Annotated in this window: 15 protein-coding genes; 7 read left to right on the forward strand and 8 right to left on the reverse strand. The window is 65.3% G+C overall.

Annotation, left to right across the window (positions count from 1 at the left end):
* Nucleotides 1-12: 12 nt before the first annotated feature.
* The 4 genes from ABDW57_RS19985 to ABDW57_RS20000 all read right to left on the reverse strand — a co-directional run bounded on the left by ABDW57_RS19985 (nucleotide 13) and on the right by ABDW57_RS20000 (nucleotide 6,882).
* Entirely contained in the window at nucleotides 13-2,160 is a 2,148-nt protein-coding gene (locus ABDW57_RS19985) for a TonB-dependent receptor (protein ID WP_343731935.1), read from the reverse strand.
* A gap of 62 nt (nucleotides 2,161-2,222) precedes the next feature.
* Nucleotides 2,223-3,497: a M20/M25/M40 family metallo-hydrolase gene (locus tag ABDW57_RS19990; protein WP_343731936.1), complete on the reverse strand. Its 1,275-nt coding sequence runs from the start codon at nucleotides 3,495-3,497 to the stop codon at nucleotides 2,223-2,225.
* Entirely contained in the window at nucleotides 3,494-5,722 is a 2,229-nt protein-coding gene (locus ABDW57_RS19995; protein WP_343731937.1) for an ATP-binding protein, read from the reverse strand. The genes ABDW57_RS19990 and ABDW57_RS19995 overlap by 4 nt, the downstream gene beginning before the upstream one ends.
* 8 nt (nucleotides 5,723-5,730) lie before the next feature.
* Nucleotides 5,731-6,882: an aminotransferase class I/II-fold pyridoxal phosphate-dependent enzyme gene (locus ABDW57_RS20000; protein ID WP_343731938.1), complete on the reverse strand. Its 1,152-nt coding sequence runs from the start codon at nucleotides 6,880-6,882 to the stop codon at nucleotides 5,731-5,733.
* Nucleotides 6,883-6,997: 115 nt separating this feature from the next.
* Between ABDW57_RS20000 and ABDW57_RS20005 the strand changes: the two genes are divergently transcribed.
* Nucleotides 6,998-8,161, forward strand: a complete 1,164-nt coding sequence (locus ABDW57_RS20005) for a branched-chain amino acid ABC transporter substrate-binding protein (RefSeq protein WP_343731939.1) — start codon at nucleotides 6,998-7,000, stop codon at nucleotides 8,159-8,161.
* 39 nt (nucleotides 8,162-8,200) lie between these two features.
* On the opposite strand, the gene ABDW57_RS20010 is transcribed toward ABDW57_RS20005, so the two are convergent.
* On the reverse strand, nucleotides 8,201-10,459 hold the full coding sequence (locus ABDW57_RS20010; RefSeq protein ID WP_343731940.1) for an outer membrane beta-barrel family protein: 2,259 nt from the start codon (nucleotides 10,457-10,459) through the stop codon (nucleotides 8,201-8,203).
* Between the two features lie 116 nt (nucleotides 10,460-10,575).
* On the opposite strand from ABDW57_RS20010, the gene ABDW57_RS20015 reads away from it, so the two are divergent.
* The 5 genes from ABDW57_RS20015 to ABDW57_RS20035 all read left to right on the forward strand — a co-directional run bounded on the left by ABDW57_RS20015 (nucleotide 10,576) and on the right by ABDW57_RS20035 (nucleotide 14,254).
* Entirely contained in the window at nucleotides 10,576-10,965 is a 390-nt protein-coding gene (locus ABDW57_RS20015) for an OsmC family protein (RefSeq protein ID WP_343731941.1), read from the forward strand.
* A gap of 103 nt (nucleotides 10,966-11,068) precedes the next feature.
* The gene (locus ABDW57_RS20020) at nucleotides 11,069-11,359 is read left to right on the forward strand and encodes a DUF6036 family nucleotidyltransferase (RefSeq protein ID WP_343731942.1); all 291 of its coding nucleotides are present in this window, start codon (nucleotides 11,069-11,071) and stop codon (nucleotides 11,357-11,359) included.
* 4 nt (nucleotides 11,360-11,363) lie between these two features.
* Nucleotides 11,364-11,723 carry a hypothetical protein gene (locus ABDW57_RS20025; RefSeq protein ID WP_343731943.1) on the forward strand — a complete coding sequence of 120 codons (360 nt, stop codon included), beginning with the start codon at nucleotides 11,364-11,366 and terminating at the stop codon, nucleotides 11,721-11,723.
* Nucleotides 11,724-11,813: 90 nt separating this feature from the next.
* Nucleotides 11,814-12,854, forward strand: coding sequence for a choice-of-anchor J domain-containing protein (locus tag ABDW57_RS20030; protein WP_343731944.1), 1,041 nt, complete (start codon nucleotides 11,814-11,816; stop codon nucleotides 12,852-12,854).
* Entirely contained in the window at nucleotides 12,851-14,254 is a 1,404-nt protein-coding gene (locus ABDW57_RS20035; protein ID WP_343731945.1) for a PA domain-containing protein, read from the forward strand. The genes ABDW57_RS20030 and ABDW57_RS20035 overlap by 4 nt, the downstream gene beginning before the upstream one ends.
* A gap of 16 nt (nucleotides 14,255-14,270) precedes the next feature.
* On the opposite strand, the gene ABDW57_RS20040 is transcribed toward ABDW57_RS20035, so the two are convergent.
* On the reverse strand, nucleotides 14,271-14,606 hold the full coding sequence (locus ABDW57_RS20040) for a PilZ domain-containing protein (protein WP_343731946.1): 336 nt from the start codon (nucleotides 14,604-14,606) through the stop codon (nucleotides 14,271-14,273).
* 109 nt (nucleotides 14,607-14,715) lie between these two features.
* Between ABDW57_RS20040 and ABDW57_RS20045 the strand changes: the two genes are divergently transcribed.
* Nucleotides 14,716-16,044, forward strand: a complete 1,329-nt coding sequence (locus tag ABDW57_RS20045; RefSeq protein ID WP_343731947.1) for an ATP-dependent DNA helicase RecQ — start codon at nucleotides 14,716-14,718, stop codon at nucleotides 16,042-16,044.
* Here ABDW57_RS20045 and ABDW57_RS20050 read toward each other — a convergent pair.
* Nucleotides 15,949-17,091, reverse strand: coding sequence for an esterase-like activity of phytase family protein (locus ABDW57_RS20050; protein WP_343731948.1), 1,143 nt, complete (start codon nucleotides 17,089-17,091; stop codon nucleotides 15,949-15,951). The genes ABDW57_RS20045 and ABDW57_RS20050 overlap by 96 nt on opposite strands.
* Nucleotides 17,092-17,108: 17 nt before the next feature.
* Nucleotides 17,109-17,534 (reverse strand): transcriptional repressor, encoded by a 426-nt coding sequence (locus tag ABDW57_RS20055; RefSeq protein WP_343731949.1) that lies wholly within the window; start codon nucleotides 17,532-17,534, stop codon nucleotides 17,109-17,111.
* Between the last annotated feature and the right edge of the window lie 4 nt (nucleotides 17,535-17,538).

The raw sequence follows: 17,538 nt of genomic DNA on the forward strand, positions 1-17,538 counted from the left end.
GTGTACTACGGATCAGAATTCGGTGGTGGCGGTCAGCCCGAAGGTACGCGGCGCGCCCGGCACCAGGTAGCCGGCGCCTTGCGCGCCGCCCGCCGAAGCCCAGTAACTCCGGTTGGCCAGGTTGTCGACACGGGCGCGCAGGATCACGCTGTGATCAGCCACTTTGATATCGTAGCGCAGGCTGGCATCGAGACGGTTCCACGCTGGCAGGCTTTGCGTATTGGCGGCGTTCACCGCTTGCGCGGCCGTGTACAGCGCCCGCGCCGACAGGCTCAAACCGCGCACGCCAGGCACGTCCCAGTCCACGCCGAGATTGGCTTGCGTGTCTGGCACACCGATGACGTCCTTGCCGTCCGTCAGGCCGCCGGCGGTGCGCTGCTGAGTGGCGTCCAGCAGCGTGAAACCGCCCAATACGCGCAGGCCGCGCAGCGGTTCGCCGTAGGTCGAGACTTCCAGCCCGCGGTTGCGCTGTTCGCCGTCGATGCCAAACACCTTGGTCGCGGGATTGAGCACGCCCAGCGGCTGGCTGGTGGTGAACAGGGCGGCGCTGGCGCCGTAACGGCCGCCGTCATATTTCACGCCTGCCTCCTTCTGCACCGATTTGTATGGCGCAAAAATCTGGCCGACATTGACGGCGGTCGACCCGGCAACCGCGCCTTGCTGCAGGTTTTCAACACGGTTGGCGTACAGCGAGACCTGCGGCGTCAGTTTGTAGACCATGGCGGCGATCGGCGTGTTGGCGCTTTCGCTGTAATACGCGCTTTGCTTGTTGGTGTTGTAGGCGTAGCCGATCTGTTTGATGTTCTGATGGCGCACGCCCACCGTCAGCAAGACGGTGTCGTTGAGGAAGCCCATGCTGTCAACCGCCGCCTGGCTCACCAGCGTCACGTTGTTGGTGGTGCGCGGGTCGGCCAGGTTGTTGCCGAAGGTGGTCAGGACCGGCAAGGCCAGCGCCGTCGGCTGGTACAGCGTGGTGTTCTGGTAAGCGGAAGTGGCGTAGGCGTTGCGTGAATCGAGGTCGAAGCCAGTGGTGGTCAGGGCCAGCTTGTGGCTCACCGGGCCTGTGCGCAGCGCGGCGCGCAGTCCGAGTTCGCCGGTCTTGATGTGATCTTCGCGCGCGTTGTCGAAGCGGCGGATCTGGCCTGCGCCGCTGGCGCTGGACAGGTTCAATGTGCTGGCCAGACGGTTCAGCTCATGCCCGCGACGGCCGCCGAACGAGGCCCATGCCACCACGTCCTTGCTGATGTCCCATTCGCCGCGCAAGGTGCCGAAGACATCGCGCTCACTGGAGTAGTCCCATGGCTGGCCGTAGTTGGCCGCGGCGTCCGGCGCCGCCGGGACAGCCAGGCCGACGGCCACGTTGACGGCCGGGCGCGCGCCACGCAGCTTGCTGTCCTGCCAACCCAGATCAGCCGAGAGACGGAAGCCGCGCCCGCGATAATCCGCGCCGACGGCCGCCAGTTGGACTTCGCGCTGTTCGTTGTCGATGCCGGTGCCGCCCTTGCGCTGCGCGGCGTTGATGCGGATGCCGATGCGGTTTTCAGCGCCGAAGCGGCGCGCGATGTCGGTGGCCAGGTAGGTTTGCCTGCCAGTTTGCAGGCCGGCCGAGACCTCGGTCAGATCCTGGTTCGGCGCGCGTTTCGGCAGCAGGTTGATGGCGCCGCCGGTGCCCGCGCCGGACGGCGAGGCGCCATTCAGGAAGGTGTTCGCGCCGCGGAATACTTCCACCCGTTCCAGCAGTTCGGCCGCGATGTACTGGCGCGGCAGCACGCCGTTCAAGCCGTTGTAGGCCAAATCGTCGGAGTTGAGCGGGAAGCCGCGTATCACATACAGCTCCTGATAGTTGCCGAAGCCGCGCGCCACGCGCACGCCCGGATCGCTTTGCAGCACGTCCGCCACGCTGCGCGCCTGCTGATCCTGAATGAATTGCTGGGTGAAATTGGTGCTGTTGAATGGCGTGTCCATGACGTCCATGGTGCCCAGCAGGCCGACGCGGCCGCCCTTGGCAACCTGGCCGCCGGCATAGGTTTTCGACAGGCCGGCCGCCGAGGCGTCGGCGCTGGCGCTGACGACCACGGTCTGCACCGCGGTGTCAGTGGTTTGCGCGAAAGCGGGCAGGGAGTAAAGCGAGGACAGGACGAGAACAGGAAGACGGCGCATAGATCAATATAGAGATGAGAATGATTGCTATTATCATCTATATTGAGGCCGCTGGGCTCTGCCTAAAGTAAGGGAGCGGTCACGCCGCGCACGCCCACCAGTCCGAGCAGGGTCAACATGACGTTCTGCGGCGCGGTGTGCGCATTCTGTGCCGACCACCACTCCAGCTTTTCGGAATGATAGCCGCCCGAACTGCCGCCGCCGGACATGGTGATGGCCGGGATGCCAAGGCTCATCGGCAGGTTGGCGTCGGTGGAGTGTGCGCTGTCCAGCAGCGCTGGCCGGCCTTGCACCGTGGCCGCCGCCAGCGCGGTCTTGACGATCAGCGCGTCCCTGGCCATCTGGCCCGCCGGGCGGTCTCCGATCAGCGCCACCTCGGCGGTGATGGCCTTGCTGTTCCAGCGCTGGTTGGTCTCGGTCACGGCCTGCTGGATGGCGTCCTTGATCTGCTGTTCCACCTTGGCCAGCAGCGGCGCGTCGGCCGAGCGGATATCGATCAGCATCGACGCTTCCGCCGAAATGCTGTTCACCGATTGCCCGCCTTGCACCACGCCGACGTTGAAGGTCACTTTGGGCTGCGCCGGCACGCGGATCTCGTCGATGCGCGCGATGGCGCGGCCGGCCGCATGAATGGCCGACGGCAGGCCAAAACCCTCGTAACTATGGCCGCCCGGTCCGCGCATGGTGACCTTGAAGCGCCGGCTGCCGGTGCCGATGTAGGTAACCGGATCGCCGGCCGTGCCCAGCGCCGGCTCCAGGCCGATGAAAGCCTTGATGTCCTTGCGCTGGCTGAACAAATACTTCACGCCTTTCAGGTCGCCCAGGCCTTCTTCTCCAACGTTGGCGACAAACAGCACATCGCCTTCGGTTTGCACACGCGCGTCGCGCAGCGCCGCCGCGATGGTCAGCATGGCGGCCAGCGAGCGGCCGTTATCGGCAATGCCAGGCGCGTAGTAGCGCCCGTCCTTCTCGCGCACCGTGAGATCGGTAGCGGCCGGGTAGACCGTATCGAGGTGCGCGGCCAGCACCACGGTTGGACCCTTGCCGCTGCCCTTGTAGCTTCCCAGCACATTGCCGGCACCGTCGATGTGCACATCCGCCAGGCCGGCCGCCTTCAGGCGCTCGGCATAATCGCGGGCGCGCGTGGCTTCGGCAAAGGTTGGCGCCGGGATGGCGTTGATGGCCAGCGTGTTGGCAGTGGTGGTGGCTTCGTTCTTCTCGATGTAAGCCAGCGCCTGTTTTACCGGGGCCTGCGCCGCAAGGCGGGCGATTTCCTGTTCCTGGGCGTGTGCGGGCAAGGCGGCCGCGATGGCAAGGCAGACTGACAAATGCTTCATGGTGCTCCATTGGTTGAGGGGAGTCCGGCGATCAGCGCCGTCAGCGCATCCACGTTCACCGGCTTGACAAAGTAATGATCGAAGCCGGCGGCGCGGGCCTGCTCGCGGTCTTCGCGCCGGCCATAGCCGGTAACCGCCACCAGTGTGGCGCGTTCGGTTTGCGGCAGGGCGCGCAGCCCGCGCGCCAGATCGTAGCCGTTGATGTCGGGCAGGCCGATATCGAGCAGGCAAAGCTCAGGCGACTGCGACTGCGCCAGTTCCAGCGCCTTCAGCGCGCTGTGGGCCACGCAGACATGGTGGCCGCCGGCCTCCAGCAGCAGTTGCAGCGTTTGCGCGGCATCGACGTTGTCGTCCACCACCAGCACCTGCATCTTGCGTGCTGGCTTCGCCGCGGCGGCCGGGCGCGCATTGGATACCGGCTGATGCTGCGGGGCGGCGGGCAGGGTGATGGTGAAGGTGCTGCCTTTTTGCTCGCCTTCGCTTTCCACGGCCACGGCGCCGCCGTGCAGTTCGACCAGCGACTTGACCAGCGCCAGACCGAGTCCCAGCCCGCCTTGCGAACGATCCGAGTTGCGGTCGGCCTGCGCAAACAGCTCAAACACATGGCTGCGCAGCTCCGGCGACATGCCGATGCCGTTGTCGCTGACGATCAGCTTGACGTTGCTGCCCTCGGCGCGCGCGCTCAGTTTGATGGCGCCGCCGGCCGGCGTGTACTTGGCGGCGTTGTTCAGCACATTCACCAGCACTTGCACCAGCCGTTTGTGGTCGCCGGTCACGACCAGCGGGAACGGTGGCAGCTCCACATCGAAACGATGCTCGCGCGACTTCAGCAGTGGCTCGGCCTGTTCCACCGCGTCCGCCACGATGCGCGCCACGTCCAGCGGCACCCGCGTCAGCGTTACCAGCCCGCGCGTGACGCGGGAAACGTCCAGCAGGTCGTCCACCAGCCGAGTCATGTGATGCACCTGGCGCACGATGATGCCGGCGGTGCGCTGCACGGCCGCTTCGGTGGCGTGCCCGCTTTGCAGCAGCTGCGCGCCGGCGCTGATCGGGGCCAACGGGTTGCGCAGCTCGTGCGCCAGCATGGCCAGGAATTCGTCCTTGCGGCGGTCGGCCTCGCGCAACTGCCTTTCGGCTTTCAGGTGCTGCAGTTCTTTTTCCTGCAGTGCCTCGGCCATGGCATCCAGCGCACGCGCCAGTTCGCTGATTTCCTCCTTGCCGTAGACGATGCCGCTGCGCGCCTCCAGCGTGCCCGAGGCGATGCTGTTGGCGGTATTGGCCAGCCGCTTTACGCGGCGCAGCACCAGTACGTCGCCCACGAACCATGCGGCCAGCAGGGCCAGGCCGATGGTCGCGGCCAGCGCCAGCAGGTCGAGCGTCTGGTCATGGCGGGCGTTGGCCGTGATTTCACTGAGCGGGATGCCGATGGTAACGGTGTAGTCGGACAAACCGTTATTGCCCACGCGGGCGAAGCGGTGCAGGCGCTCCACGCCGTCCGGCCCCACCAGCATCACAGGCTTCCCCGGTTCGGCCGCCATGGCGTTGCGCATTTCCGGCGACACTTGTTTGCCAAACCACTGTTCCGGATTGGGCTTGCGCGAAATGATCTTGCCCTCGGAGTCGGCGGTCAGCAGCAGCGAGCCGGGCGAGAGCTGGATGTCGGCGACAAAGCGATCAAGCCTGGTCAGGTCGAGCGCCGCAAACACCACGGCCTTGACGCGCTGGTCCTCGTCCAGCACCGGGTAGGTGAGGTTGACGGTATGCTTCTGGATCACGCGGCCGAAGATGTAGCCGCCGGCGACAAAGCGGCGCAGATGCACGGCGCGGCGAAAGTGCGAGCGGTCGGCCAGGTTGACCGGGGTCTTGGACGGCACGGCGCTGCAGGTGACGTCGCCGTTCAGCTGGATCAGCCCGAAGTTGACGTAGTCCGGGTTCAGACGCTGGATGTTGGCCAGCAGGCGGCTGCAGTGTGCCTGATCGCCCATCAGGTCGGGGATGCTGGCGAGGTCGCGCAGGATCTGGCGCGCGCCGGCCAGCGACTGCGCCTCGTTGGCCGCGGCCAGGTTGGTCAGGCGCTGCAGGTTATCCTCCGCCACTTCCACCGCGTGCGCCCGTTCGCGCGCGCCATTGATGAAGGTCATGATCGCGATCGGCGCGATCGCCAGCATGACCAGCAGCAGCAGGCGGCTGCGCAGGGTATTCAGCTGGAAAAGCAGAAAGGCCATGCGCGCGGTCAGGCCGTTTGACCGTAGTGGTTGCCGAAGCTGATCAGCGCCTGCACCCCGCGGCGCAGCGTTGCCACGTCGTCGCAGATGTAGCCGATGCGGATGTGGCCCGGCACGCCGAGCGCCTCGCCCGGCATCAGCGCCACCCCGCAACGGCTCAGCAGCTGCTCGCTGAAGCGGATGCTGTCCATGGTCAGCCGGGAGATGTCGCCCCACAGGTAAGGGCCGGATGCCGGGCGGCGCATGGTCAGCCAGGGCAGGCCGGCCACCAGATCCAGCACCAGGTCGCGCCGTTCACGGTACTCGTCCAGCATGGCCGCCGGCTCGCCGCTTTCCAGCGCGGCCGCCAGCGCCAGCTGGGACAGCATCGGCGCCGCGGCGGTGATCGGACCTTGCAGCGTTTCCATTGCCGTCACCAGCGGCGCCGGCGCCACCGCAAAGCCGGCGCGCCAGCCCATCATGGCGTGGCTTTGCGAGACCGAATACAGGGTGACGATGCCGAGTTCCTGCCAGTCGCCGCGCGCGGCCAGGCTGGTGTGGCGGCCTTCGAAGATCAACTGGTCATAGCTTTCGTCGACAATCGCGCGGGTGCCGGTGCGCCGCAGCCAGGCGGCAATGCGCTCCACCTCGGCCGCGCTCAGCACCGCGCCGGTCGGGTTGTGCGGATTGTTGATGATGAGGATGCGCGCCGGCGGCAGGCTGTCGAGCACCTGGTCGGTGATCTCGGCCGGCAGATCCACCAGCACCGGCTGCAGCTCCAGCAGCTTGCAAGTGGCCACATAGGCCGGCCAGTGCGGCTTGAAAATCAACACGGCGTCGCCCGGATCGGCCATGGCATACAGCGCCTGGTACAAGGCCTGCTTGGCGCCGTTGGTGACCAGGATCTCGTCCGGCGTGGCGGGAATGCGGTTTCTGGCGGCTACGTAATTGGCCAGGCGCGCGCGGATGCGGGCGTCGCCGCCGACAGCGGTGTAGGGCAGGGTAGTTTGCTGCAAGCCCTGGCGCACCGCCTCCAGCGCCGCCGGCGGCGCCGGAAAATGCGAGATCGCGATGGAGAAATCAATCACTGCTTCGCCGCGCGCTTTCATGGCGTCCACCCTGCCGTGCATGGCGGTGGTGGCCAAGGGCTGGGAGCGGGCAATGCGACGCGAGATGTTCATGCTGATTCTCTCCGGGAAAGATTTATTCTACTTCAATTGGCGAAGCTGGGAGAGGCCGGCCGGGCAATCGTGCGATGCCTCTGGTATCCTATTGCTCTTGACTAACGAGGGTTTTATGCAGTTCGCAACAAAAACAGTCTGCCGCGCGTTAGCGCTGGCCTTTATCGGCGCTGCGGGCGCCGCCACCGCGCAAGCGGAAGACATCATCAAGATCGGCCACGTGGCCGCCACCTCCGGCCCGATCGCCCACCTGGGCAAGGATAATGAAAACGGCGCGCGCATGGCGGTGGAGGAATTGAATGCCAAGGGTGTGCTGATCGGCGGCAAGAAATACAAGATTGTGCTGCTGGCCGAGGACGATGCCGGCGATCCGAAGCAGGCCACCACGGTGGCGCAAAAGCTGGTGGACGCCAAGGTGCAGGGCGTGATCGGCCACGAGACCTCGGGCACCACGATTCCCGCCTCGCGCATGTATTACGATGCCGGCATTCCGCAGATTACGCCGTCGGCCAGCTCGCCGCAGTACACGCGCCAGCGCTACAACACCACCTTCCGCAACATCGCCAACGATGAGCAGCTCGGCCCGGCGCTGGCGCGTTACGCCATGCAGAACATGCAGGCCAAGCGCATAGCCGTGGTGGACGACCGCACGGCTTATGGCAAAGGGTTGGCCGATGAGTTCAGCAAGACCGTCAAGCGCAGCGGCGCCGCCGCTGGCGCCGCCATCGTCTCGACCCAGTACACCAACGACAAGGCCACCGACATGACCGCCATCCTGACCGCCATCAAGGCTACCAGGCCGGATATGGTGTTCTTCGGCGGCATGGACGCGGTGGCGGCGCCGATGCTGCGCCAGATGAAGCAGCTGGGTTTCCCGGTCAAGTTCATGGGCGGCGACGGCATGTGCTCGGACTCGGTGCCGCGCCTGGCTGGTGACGGCATGAGCGACGGCCAGGTGATCTGCGCCGAGGCGGGCGGCGTCGAGCCGTCGCAGGAAAAAGGCATGGCCGATTTCCGCGCGGCGTACAAGAAGAAGTACGGCATCGAGGTGCAGACCTATGCGCCGTACACCTACGATGCGCTGATGACCATGGTGGCGGCGATGCAGAGGGCCGGTTCGCCGGATCCGGCCAAATACCTGCCGGTGCTGGCCAAGATCCAGTACAAGGGCGTGACCGGCAATATCGCGTTTGACGCGCGCGGTGACGTCAAGGACGGCGTGCTGACCATCTTCACCTTCAAGGGCGGCAAGCGCCAGAAGCTGACCGTGATGAAGTAATCAAAAACGCCCGATGACAGATCGGGCGTTTTGTTTTGATCAGACGCCGGGCGGCGGGCCGCCTGCGCCAGGGCCGCCTGGCCCGCCCGGGCCGCCGGGACGCGGGCCCCAGCCGCCGCCTTCCTCCTTGTCGCCGGACGAGCTGGCACCGCCAAAGCGGTATGACAGGCCGAGATAAAACACCCGGCCGTCAAAGCGGCGGGTGCTGGTCTCGCGCAGCGTGGCGCTGTTGATGACCGTCTCCATCTTGTTGGTGTTGAACAGGTCGGTCACGTTGGCCACCATGGTCAGTTGCGGCGTCACCGTATGGCGCCAGCTCAGGTTGACCGTGTGATTGGGGGAGCGATAGCCCTGGCCGGACAGGGTCTTGCCCATCATTTGCAGCGCCAGCTGGATCTGGTTGGCGGCATCATATTGATAATTCAGGCGCGCGCGGCCGCTCAGGGAGTTGGCGGTGCGCGTCACCAGCACGCCGGTGTCGTCATAGAAGCTTTGCTGCGCGCGTGCCAGGTTGCCGCTGGTGTTGAGCGTCAGCGCTGGCGTCAGTTTGCCGCTGACGGTGAATTCCAGGCCGCTGGCATGGCTGCCTTCGCCGTTGGCCTTGGTGGTCAGCAGCACGTTGGGCGCGATGAAGTAGCGGTAGTCGACGATGGCGTCGGTGTCGCGGCGGTAGTAGCCGCGCAGATTGGTTTCCAGGCCGCCGAACTTGGTCTCGTAGCCGATTTCAAACGAGTCGGTCTTGGTCGGCTTCAGGTTCGGGTTGCCCGAGGAGACGTTGAATTCGTCACGGTAGGTGATGTAGGGATTCAGGTCGTTGGCGTTCGGGCGGCGGATCCGGCGCGCGTAGGCGAAGCGGATGTTGGCGGTGTCGGTTGCCTTGTAGGTGGCGAAGAAGCTCGGAATGTAATTGATGTAGTGATTGTCGGCCTTGACGCCGCCGGTGATCTGGTCGATGTCCATGTCGGTGTACTCGGCGCGCAGACCGGCCAGCGCGCCCCAGCGCTCGTTCAGGCGCATCTGGTAGGTGCTGTACAGGGCGTACACGGTTTCGTCCAGCTCGTAGGCATTGGTGCGGCCGTTGTTGACGGTGGCCGTGCCGGTCACCGGATCGATGTCGGTGTACAGCGTATCAAAGCTGGTCTTGTTGGTGGCCACCTTGTAACCGGCCTTGGCGGTGCCGCCCCACAGCGGACGCTCGTAGTCGCCGGTGAAGTCAACGATGCGGGTGCTGTTCTGGTTGTGCTGGTTGGCGCGCGTGTCGGGCGTCAGCGGCAGGGTGTAATCGTTGTTGTAGACGCTGACGTTGTCGTTTTCCGAGGCCGACACGCGCAGGTCGATCTTCAGCGTCTCGCCCGGCAGTTCGCCCTTGTGGTCGTAGCGGCCGCCCCAGGCGAAGTTCTTGCTGTCGCCGGTGCGCACGGTGCTGCGCACATAGTCGCTGGCCGGCGTCAGGCTGGTGGCGCCGTTGATGTAATGGTCGCTGCCGCGCTGGTCGTTGGTGCGGCTGTTGTAATTGGCGCTGGCGGTCAGGGTGTCGGTCTGGTTGAGGTTGTAGCTGACCTGGCCGTTCACGGCCGCCATGTCGTTCAGGCCGCGGCCGGACGATTGCTGGCTGCTGTGCACGAACTGGCCGCTGGCGGGATCGAGGCGGTCGCGGGTGACCTCGGCCACCGAGTTGCGGCCGTCATGGCGCACGTTGGCGCTGCCCTGGAAGCCCCATGGGCCCTCGTTGTAGGTGCCGTTGACCGCGCTGTTGTAGCGGCCGGCAGTGCCGGCGTTGCCGTTGACAGTGGCGAAGCCGCCCGGCTTGCGGTTGCGGCGCATCACCAGGTTCAGGATCGGGCCGCCGCCGGCTTCGTTGCCGAACTGCGCGCCGGGGTTGTTGATCACTTCCACCGATTCAATATCGTCGGCGGCCATGGCTTGCAGGGCCGGGCCGCGGTTTTCCCCTTGCAGCATGGCGGACGGCTTGCCGTCCACCATGATCTGGACATTGCTGCTGCCGCGCAGGGTGACGGTGCCGTCGGGGTCGACGTTGACCGACGGGACATTGTTGAGCGCATCGGCGGCGGTGCCGTTGGTGCTGGACACATCGGACTTCACATCGTAGACCTGGCGGTCGATGCGGTTGGTGGGACGCTCTGCGGAAACAGTTACCTCTGGAACGACCGGGACGGCTTCCTTGGCCTTGGTGGTCGTGGCTGGCTTGGCGGCTGGCTTTTCGGGAGTGGTGGTTTGGGCGTAAGCGGGCAGAATAGCGCTGCCGGTCAGGCAGCAGGTAAGCAGTATCTTTTGCATGGTTTCGACGGCACACCGTCATGGTACGGTAGAGTTGCCATTATATCAGTGCGTTTCAGGGCAGATCAGCGCATTTACGCTTCTTTACTTAAGCTTTACATAGGGAGAAACACAGCATGGCACGTGGCAGCGCGCACATTGGACGCGACACTTACAGCACCCGCATCGAGGTCGGCGGCCACGCCCTGACCGGCGATGAACCGGCCCGCAACGGCGGCCGCAACACCGGCCCGGCGCCGTATGACTACCTGCTGGCTGGGCTGGGCGCCTGCACCGCCATCACGCTGCGCATGTACGCCGATCGCAAGCAATGGCCGGTGGAGGCGGTGGATGTCGACCTGCACCTGAGCCATGGCGACGACGGCGCCATGCTGATTCGCCGCTCCCTGGCGATCAGCGGCGCGCTGGATGACGCACAGAAGTCCCGCATGGCGGAAATCGCCGAGAAAACCCCCGTCACGCTCACCCTGAAAGCCGGCCTGCGCATCGCCACCACGCTGGTTTGAGCTGGATCAATGCGTCGGCTGCTCAGCGGCAGAACATGATCTCGCGCGTCCCATGCGGCGGGAAGTCATGTGCAATCCTTTACCGAAGCCATTTTCAGGCTGATTGACGATCTTGAAGCAGGATAGGGCAACGCAGTTGGAGCGAGACCAAGCATCGCCGCTGACGATTTGGCTGCCAAGTCCGGTGGATGTGGCGATTTCCAGGCTCGGCCGGTTATCGACGGTCGATGTTGCGGATATTTTGGTATTGCTGGAGGATCCCGCTGCTTCATGGAATGAGTTTGAGCGGTTGGCAACCGAGGCTTCGCAATACTATGTCGGCAGAGACTTGGCTGGCACGATCGCTTACGTGAAACTCCAATGGCAAAGGCGGAGGGAAGCTGTCGCCAGCTGACGAAATGTTGAGTGAGATCGCGCAGCAGGGTCTGCACGGTGTCGATCGCGAATATATTATTTATCTTGCGAAAGCGATCTGGTACTACGATTTGCGCCCCGGTCTGGGCGAGCTTGAAGGGCCGTTTCGTAATGATGTCGGCTATTTTGCCGACTCATTGGGGCATTTCAGCGTGCTCTCGCGCCAACAAAAGCATGCACTGCGCGATCCGTTGCAGGCACACAAGCCGGCGGCGCCTTGCAATGACCGGGACCTCAACGATCCGCTTGCGCGGGAGTGGCATTCCAGTTGCGACATCATGCCGTTTCTTGCGGACATTCTTCAGTTTCAGACACGTCATTACCAAGCCGGCTGGCCGCGCTAGATTTTTATCTTCTTCAGGGAACTTCGTTTCGGCGGCGTGGGTCTAACCACAGCAAGTTGAGCCGTGTGACGCTACCCTTGGGGGGATGATATGAACCTGATCAAACGCCTGGCAGGACTGCTTGCAGTCGCCGCCAGCTGCTCTGCCGTTGCCGCGCCTTTGTTGTCGGAAGGCTTTAATGATGTTGCCGCGCTGCCTGCCGATGGCTGGGCGTTCATCAACAACAGCTCGCCGCCCGGCAGCACCGGCTGGTTTCAGGGGAATCCGGCATTCTTTGCCGCCGCCGACGGGCCGGCCGGTTCCTACGTCGCCGCCAACTTCAACAATGCCGCGTTTGGCGGCGCCGTCAGCAACTGGCTGCTGACGCCGGAACTGCTGCTGGTCAATGGCGAGTCGCTGAACTTCTCCCTGCGCCTGCTGGGCGAGGGCTTGCTCGACCGGGTGGAAGTGTATGTCAGCAGCGCCGGCGCCAGCACCAATGTCGGCGCCGACTTCTCGCTGCTGGCCGCGTTTGAATCGCCCGCTGGCACCGGCTGGCTGGACCGCCGCCTGGCGCTCAGCGGCCTGGCTGCGCCCGCCAGCGGCCGTTACGCCTTCCGTTACGTGGTCGATGACACCAGCCTCAACGGCAATTACGTCGGCATCGACAGCGTCAGCGTCAACGCCATTCCGGAACCCGGCACCGTGGCGCTGGTGTTCCTGGGCGCACTGGCACTGGTGGCGCCACGCCGTCTGCGCCAGTCGCGCGGGCTGTGGCTGTTGGCCGGCGGACTGGCGGCCGGCACTGCGGCGGCGCAGGCGGGGCCAGATGGCCTGATGCGCTTTCCGCACGTGCAGGTGGTCAGCCAGCCGGCAGCGCCGGCGGCCCCGGGGCCGGGCGGCTTCATGGCGTACAAGGATCCGGTGACCGGCCAGCTGACCGGCCCCAATCCCGAGCAGGCCGCGCTGCTGACCGCCGCCGCCCGCGCGCCGACGCCGCTGCTGCGGCAGACGCCTCCGGCGCCGCGTCCGGCTCATGGCGGCATCAGTCTGATGCTGGACGAGCGGCAGGCACGCTACGCCGTGGTGCGCAAGGCGCCCGACGGCAGCGTTCATGAGAGCTGCGAACCGGCGCCGGGAGGCCTGAAATGAAAATCCTGCTGACCGCCATCGCCGCCATGCTGATATCATCCGTCAGCTGGGCAGCCGCCACCATCACCATCGTCAACGGCGACCCGCCGGGCATGGGCTTCAACGACCCCACGCCGGTCGCGCCGGTCGGCGGCAACACCGGCACCACGCTCGGCGCGCAGCGCCTGAACGCGTTCCAGGCTGCCGCCAGCAAGTGGGGCGAGACGCTGGACAGCCAAGTGCCGATCCGCGTGCTGGCCACCTGGGACGCCTTGCCCTGCACTGAAACAGCGGCCGTGCTGGGCAGCGCCGGCGCGCTGGAAGTGTTTGCCGATTTCCCGCAAGCGCCGCAGCGCCACGCCTGGTTCAGCAAGGCCGAGAGCAACAAGCTGCTGGGCTTTGACGCCGACCCCGCCACGCCAGACATCCGCGCCCGCTTCAACGTCAATCTGGGCCAGCCCGGCTGCTTCACCGGCTCGCCGTTCTATCTGGGGCTGGACAACAACCACGGCCCGAATACCGACCTGGTCACCGTGCTGCTGCATGAATTTGCGCACGGTCTCGGCTTTCAGACCTATACCGACGACCAGACCGGCGAGCTGCTGGCCGGCATCCCCAGCATCTGGGACTACTTCCTGCTCGATACCAGCACCGGCAAGGTGTGGAAAGACATGAGCAATGCCGAGCGCGCGGCGTCGGCAGTCAAGTCGGGCAAGCTGGTGTGGAACGGCGTGCAGGTCACCAATGCCGCGCAGGTCGTGCTGCAGGCCGGCACACCCATCCTCACCATCCTGGCGCCGCCCGAGGTGGCCGGCGTGCTCCAGGTCGGCACCGCCGCGTTTGGCCCGCCACTGGCCACGCCGGGCCTGACTGGCGAGGTGATGCCTGTGGTGGATACGCCGCCCGACCTGGGCCTGGCTTGCGTGCCGCTGTCTGCCGTCAACGCGCTGGCGGTCAAGGGCAAGATCGCGCTGGTGGACCGCGGCCTGTGCACCTTTGTCATCAAGGTCCACAACCTGCAGGATGCCGGCGCCATCGGCGTGATCGTGATGGACAATGTGGACGGCGCGCCGCCGCCGGGCCTGGGCGGGGCCGACCCCGGCATTCACATCCCGGCGGTGCGCATCACGCTGGAGGACGGGCTGGCGCTCAAGCGCGCGCTGGCGCGGCGCACGCGCAGCCATTCCGGCTTGTTTGCCAACCTGGGCGTCAACCTGGCGGTGCGCGCCGGCACCGATGCGCTGGGCCGGGTGCTGATGTATGCGCCGCGGCCCAACCAGCCCGGCTCCTCGGTCTCGCACTACGACACCAGCGCCACGCCCAACCAGTTGATGGAGCCGGCCATCAATGCCGACCTGAAGCACGAAGTCAAGCCGCCTTACGACCTGACTTTTCCGCTGTTGAAGGATATCGGCTGGTAGCCGGGGCGGCGCCGGCTCAGGCCGGCGCCGTGGTGACGTATTCGAAAATGCGCTCGGCCACTTCGTCCGAGATGGTCAGGAAGCGCGCGCCGTTGCGGTAGCGGCCGTGCGTGCCGATGGCGGCGCTGTGCACCACGGTCAGCGTGATGTCGTTGCGCAGGGCGCTGCCGGGGAAGCTGAAATGCAGCACGAACTGGGCGCCGGTGGGCATGGGACGGTCACTGACAAAGGCCACGCCCATGCGCGCGATATCGATGATCTGCACGGGAAGGGCGTTTTGTCCATGGTTGTCAGTGATGTAGGCGTCGACCTGCAGCAGGCGCCGTACATGCTCTCGTCTCGGGTCGATCATTATTGGGGATGGCCGCTGAAAGCGTTAGTATGACAGATTCGCCAGTCAAGCCGCTAGGGCCGTGCGCTGCCGTACATACCGCTGTTGTGTTGTTTGCTACGTTGGCGGCATGACTACCTCACCTCATAAACAAATCGACCGCCTGCTGCGCAAGGTGTTCGGCATCGAATCGCTGCGCGATGGCCAGCGGCGTGTGATCGACAGCGTGCTGGGCGGCCGCGACACCCTGGCCGTGATGCCCACCGGCAGCGGCAAATCGCTGTGCTACCAGTTGCCGGCGCGCCTGCTCAAGGGCTTGACCGTGGTGGTCTCGCCCCTGATTTCGCTGATGAAGGACCAGGCCGAAAAGCTGGAGGAGGCCGGCATCGCCAGCGCCGCCCAGGTCAACAGCAGCCTGTCGCGCAGCGACGAGCAGGAAGCCCTGCAGGCGATTGAAAACGCTGGCAAGGACATTGTGTTCTGCACCCCCGAACGGCTGGCCACAGCCGAATTCCAGCTATTGCTGCAGCAAACCGGAGTGGCCTTGCTGGTGATCGATGAGGCCCATTGCATCTCGCAATGGGGGCACGACTTCCGGCCGGCCTACCTGGAAATCGGCGCCGCGCTGGCTGCCCTGGGCCAGCCGCAGGTGCTGGCCCTGACCGCCACCGCCACCGATGACGTGATCGACGATATCCGCGCCCAGTTGGGGCGTCCCGCCATGCGGGTGGTCAACACCGGCATCTACCGGCCCAACCTGCAATACCGCGTGCGCCAGGTGACTAACCCGGACGAAAAAAACGCCACGCTGCTGGAACTGGTGCGCAACACGCCAGGCGTGGGCATCGTCTACGCCGCCACCGTCAAGGCGGCCAAGGAGGCTTACCAGATGCTGCTGGAGGCCGGCGAAAGCGTCACCCTCTATCACGGCCGCCTGAAGGCCGCCGAACGCAGCGAAAACCAGGAGTTGTTCATGAGCGGCGAGCGCCGCGTGATGGTGGCCACCAACGCCTTTGGCATGGGCATCGACAAGAGCGATACGCGCTTTGTCATCCACCTGCAGGTGCCGGGCAATCTGGAAGCCTACTACCAGGAATCCGGGCGCGCCGGCCGCGATGGCGAAGACGCCGAATGCACGCTGCTGTACTACCACGACGACACGCGCCTGCAGAAGTTCTTCCTCATGAAAAGCAAGGCGCCCGACGAAAAGCATGAACTCGACCGCGAAAAACTGGAGCGCATGATCGCCTACGCCCAGAGCGGCTTTTGCCGCTGGAAGCTGCTGCTGGACTACTTTGGCGATCCGGTGCCGGGCTTTGAGCGCTGCTGCCGCTGCGACAATTGCCTGTCGCCGCCGGTCATCTCAGGGGAGGACGTCGAACAGCAGCAGCTGGGTGACTTGCGTCTTGCTGAAGTTGTCGTCGGAGATCAGCACCAGGCTGGCGTGGCCGTTGGCTAGGCGCGGGCCGAAAGCCATGCCTTCCAGGTTGTCGACGATCGGCAGCTTCAGGTCGCCGATATCCAGCACCAGCCGCTTCTTCACCAGCTGATAGCCGGCGCCTTTCAGCGTGGCCAGATGCTGCACATCGCTGGCGCCCGCAGTGTCAATTTCGTAGATGCGCACATAGTCCTTGTACGAGCCGTCGTCCGCCTGCACGCCGGAACGTTCCATCACCAGCATGCGCGTTTCGCTCAGCGACAGGATTTCCGAGATGCCGTTGTCGGCGTACTTGCCCTTGCCGGGCGCGGCCGGAATCGCCTCCAGCGGATAGGCGTACTGGCCCAGCACCTTGCCGTCGCGGGCAAAGTGGGTGATGCGGTTGACCGCACCCTGGGTCGGCGTCGGCTCCGGCCCATCCTGGTACATCGGGCCCTCCAGCGCCACCCACAGGGTGCGGCCATCCGGCGTGAAGCTGAAGCCCTCGAAACTCTGGTTATTGCGCGGGCCGGACGTGTGCTCCTTCGATACCGTGAACAGCGGCGGCAGCGGCAGGGTGTATTGATAGCGGCCGTCCGGCGCGGCGCGGCGGATAAACGGGTCCAGCGACAGCGCCACATCGCCCTCGCTGCCGTACCAGATGCTGCCGTCGTGCGGGTCGACCCGCAGCGTTTCCAGGTCCGGCACCACGCCGTTGCTGCGCTTGGATTCCTCGCGCGAAGGATAGGGCGTGCCGTCCGGCTGCAGGAAGGTGCTGACGCCGGTCAGCTGCACCGATTGGAACGACTGCGCATCGTAGGCCAGCCTGGCGCGATAGTAGCGCGCCGGATTGAACTGCGAACGGTCGTCGCTGATCATCACCCATTCATCCCTGGCGGCGTCGTAGTCGATGCCCGACAGGCCGCCGACCATGGTGCCGTTGAACTGCAGGCGCCATGGCAGGCGCTGTTCACCGATGAAGCGCAGGCCGGATACCGTCAGGTCCGGGTTGGCCGCTTGCTGCGGCGTGAATGGGGCGCAGGCGGCAACGGCCAGCGCGCAGGCGAGGGTGATGAGCGTCTTTTTCATGGACGCGCATCATACCATCAGTTGCTGCTGCATTTCGGACAAGTGCCCTTGATGAGAAAGTCGATTTCCTGCGTATGAAAGCCTTCCGGCAGCTTGATCTTGCGCGGCAGCGAAACGTCGGTAAAGCAGGTCACCTGTTCGCACTTGGTGCATTGGAAGTGCGCGTGCTCGTGGGCGTGGTGGCCGGCGCCCGCGCTGAAGCGCCATACCTGGTCGGCGCCGGGGATGCGGTGGATCAGTTCATGCTCGGTCAGCCATTCCAGCACGCGGTACAGCGTGACCGGGTCCAGCTCCGCGTGCGCCTGCTGGGCGAGATGGGACTGGATCTCGTGATGAGTCAGCGATTTGTCCTGCGTGAGCAAAAAATCAAGCACCATCACGCGCTGGCGGGTCACGCGCGCGCCGGTCGAGCGGATTTGAGATTCGGCGATAGAGGTTTGCATCCCG

It is taken from the genome of Duganella sp. (genome assembly GCF_039595735.1).
Lineage (GTDB): Bacteria > Pseudomonadota > Gammaproteobacteria > Burkholderiales > Burkholderiaceae_D > Rugamonas.

Coding starts and splice junctions, on each gene's coding strand:
- ABDW57_RS19985 (WP_343731935.1), bottom strand. CDS start 2,160: ATGCGCCGTCTTCCTGTTCTCGTCCTGTCCTCGCTTTACTCCCTGCCC.
- ABDW57_RS19990 (WP_343731936.1), bottom strand. CDS start 3,497: ATGAAGCATTTGTCAGTCTGCCTTGCCATCGCGGCCGCCTTGCCCGCA.
- ABDW57_RS19995 (WP_343731937.1), bottom strand. CDS start 5,722: ATGGCCTTTCTGCTTTTCCAGCTGAATACCCTGCGCAGCCGCCTGCTG.
- ABDW57_RS20000 (WP_343731938.1), bottom strand. CDS start 6,882: ATGAACATCTCGCGTCGCATTGCCCGCTCCCAGCCCTTGGCCACCACC.
- ABDW57_RS20005 (WP_343731939.1), top strand. CDS start 6,998: ATGCAGTTCGCAACAAAAACAGTCTGCCGCGCGTTAGCGCTGGCCTTT.
- ABDW57_RS20010 (WP_343731940.1), bottom strand. CDS start 10,459: ATGCAAAAGATACTGCTTACCTGCTGCCTGACCGGCAGCGCTATTCTG.
- ABDW57_RS20015 (WP_343731941.1), top strand. CDS start 10,576: ATGGCACGTGGCAGCGCGCACATTGGACGCGACACTTACAGCACCCGC.
- ABDW57_RS20025 (WP_343731943.1), top strand. CDS start 11,364: ATGTTGAGTGAGATCGCGCAGCAGGGTCTGCACGGTGTCGATCGCGAA.
- ABDW57_RS20030 (WP_343731944.1), top strand. CDS start 11,814: ATGAACCTGATCAAACGCCTGGCAGGACTGCTTGCAGTCGCCGCCAGC.
- ABDW57_RS20035 (WP_343731945.1), top strand. CDS start 12,851: ATGAAAATCCTGCTGACCGCCATCGCCGCCATGCTGATATCATCCGTC.
- ABDW57_RS20040 (WP_343731946.1), bottom strand. CDS start 14,606: ATGATCGACCCGAGACGAGAGCATGTACGGCGCCTGCTGCAGGTCGAC.
- ABDW57_RS20045 (WP_343731947.1), top strand. CDS start 14,716: ATGACTACCTCACCTCATAAACAAATCGACCGCCTGCTGCGCAAGGTG.
- ABDW57_RS20050 (WP_343731948.1), bottom strand. CDS start 17,091: ATGAAAAAGACGCTCATCACCCTCGCCTGCGCGCTGGCCGTTGCCGCC.
- ABDW57_RS20055 (WP_343731949.1), bottom strand. CDS start 17,534: ATGCAAACCTCTATCGCCGAATCTCAAATCCGCTCGACCGGCGCGCGC.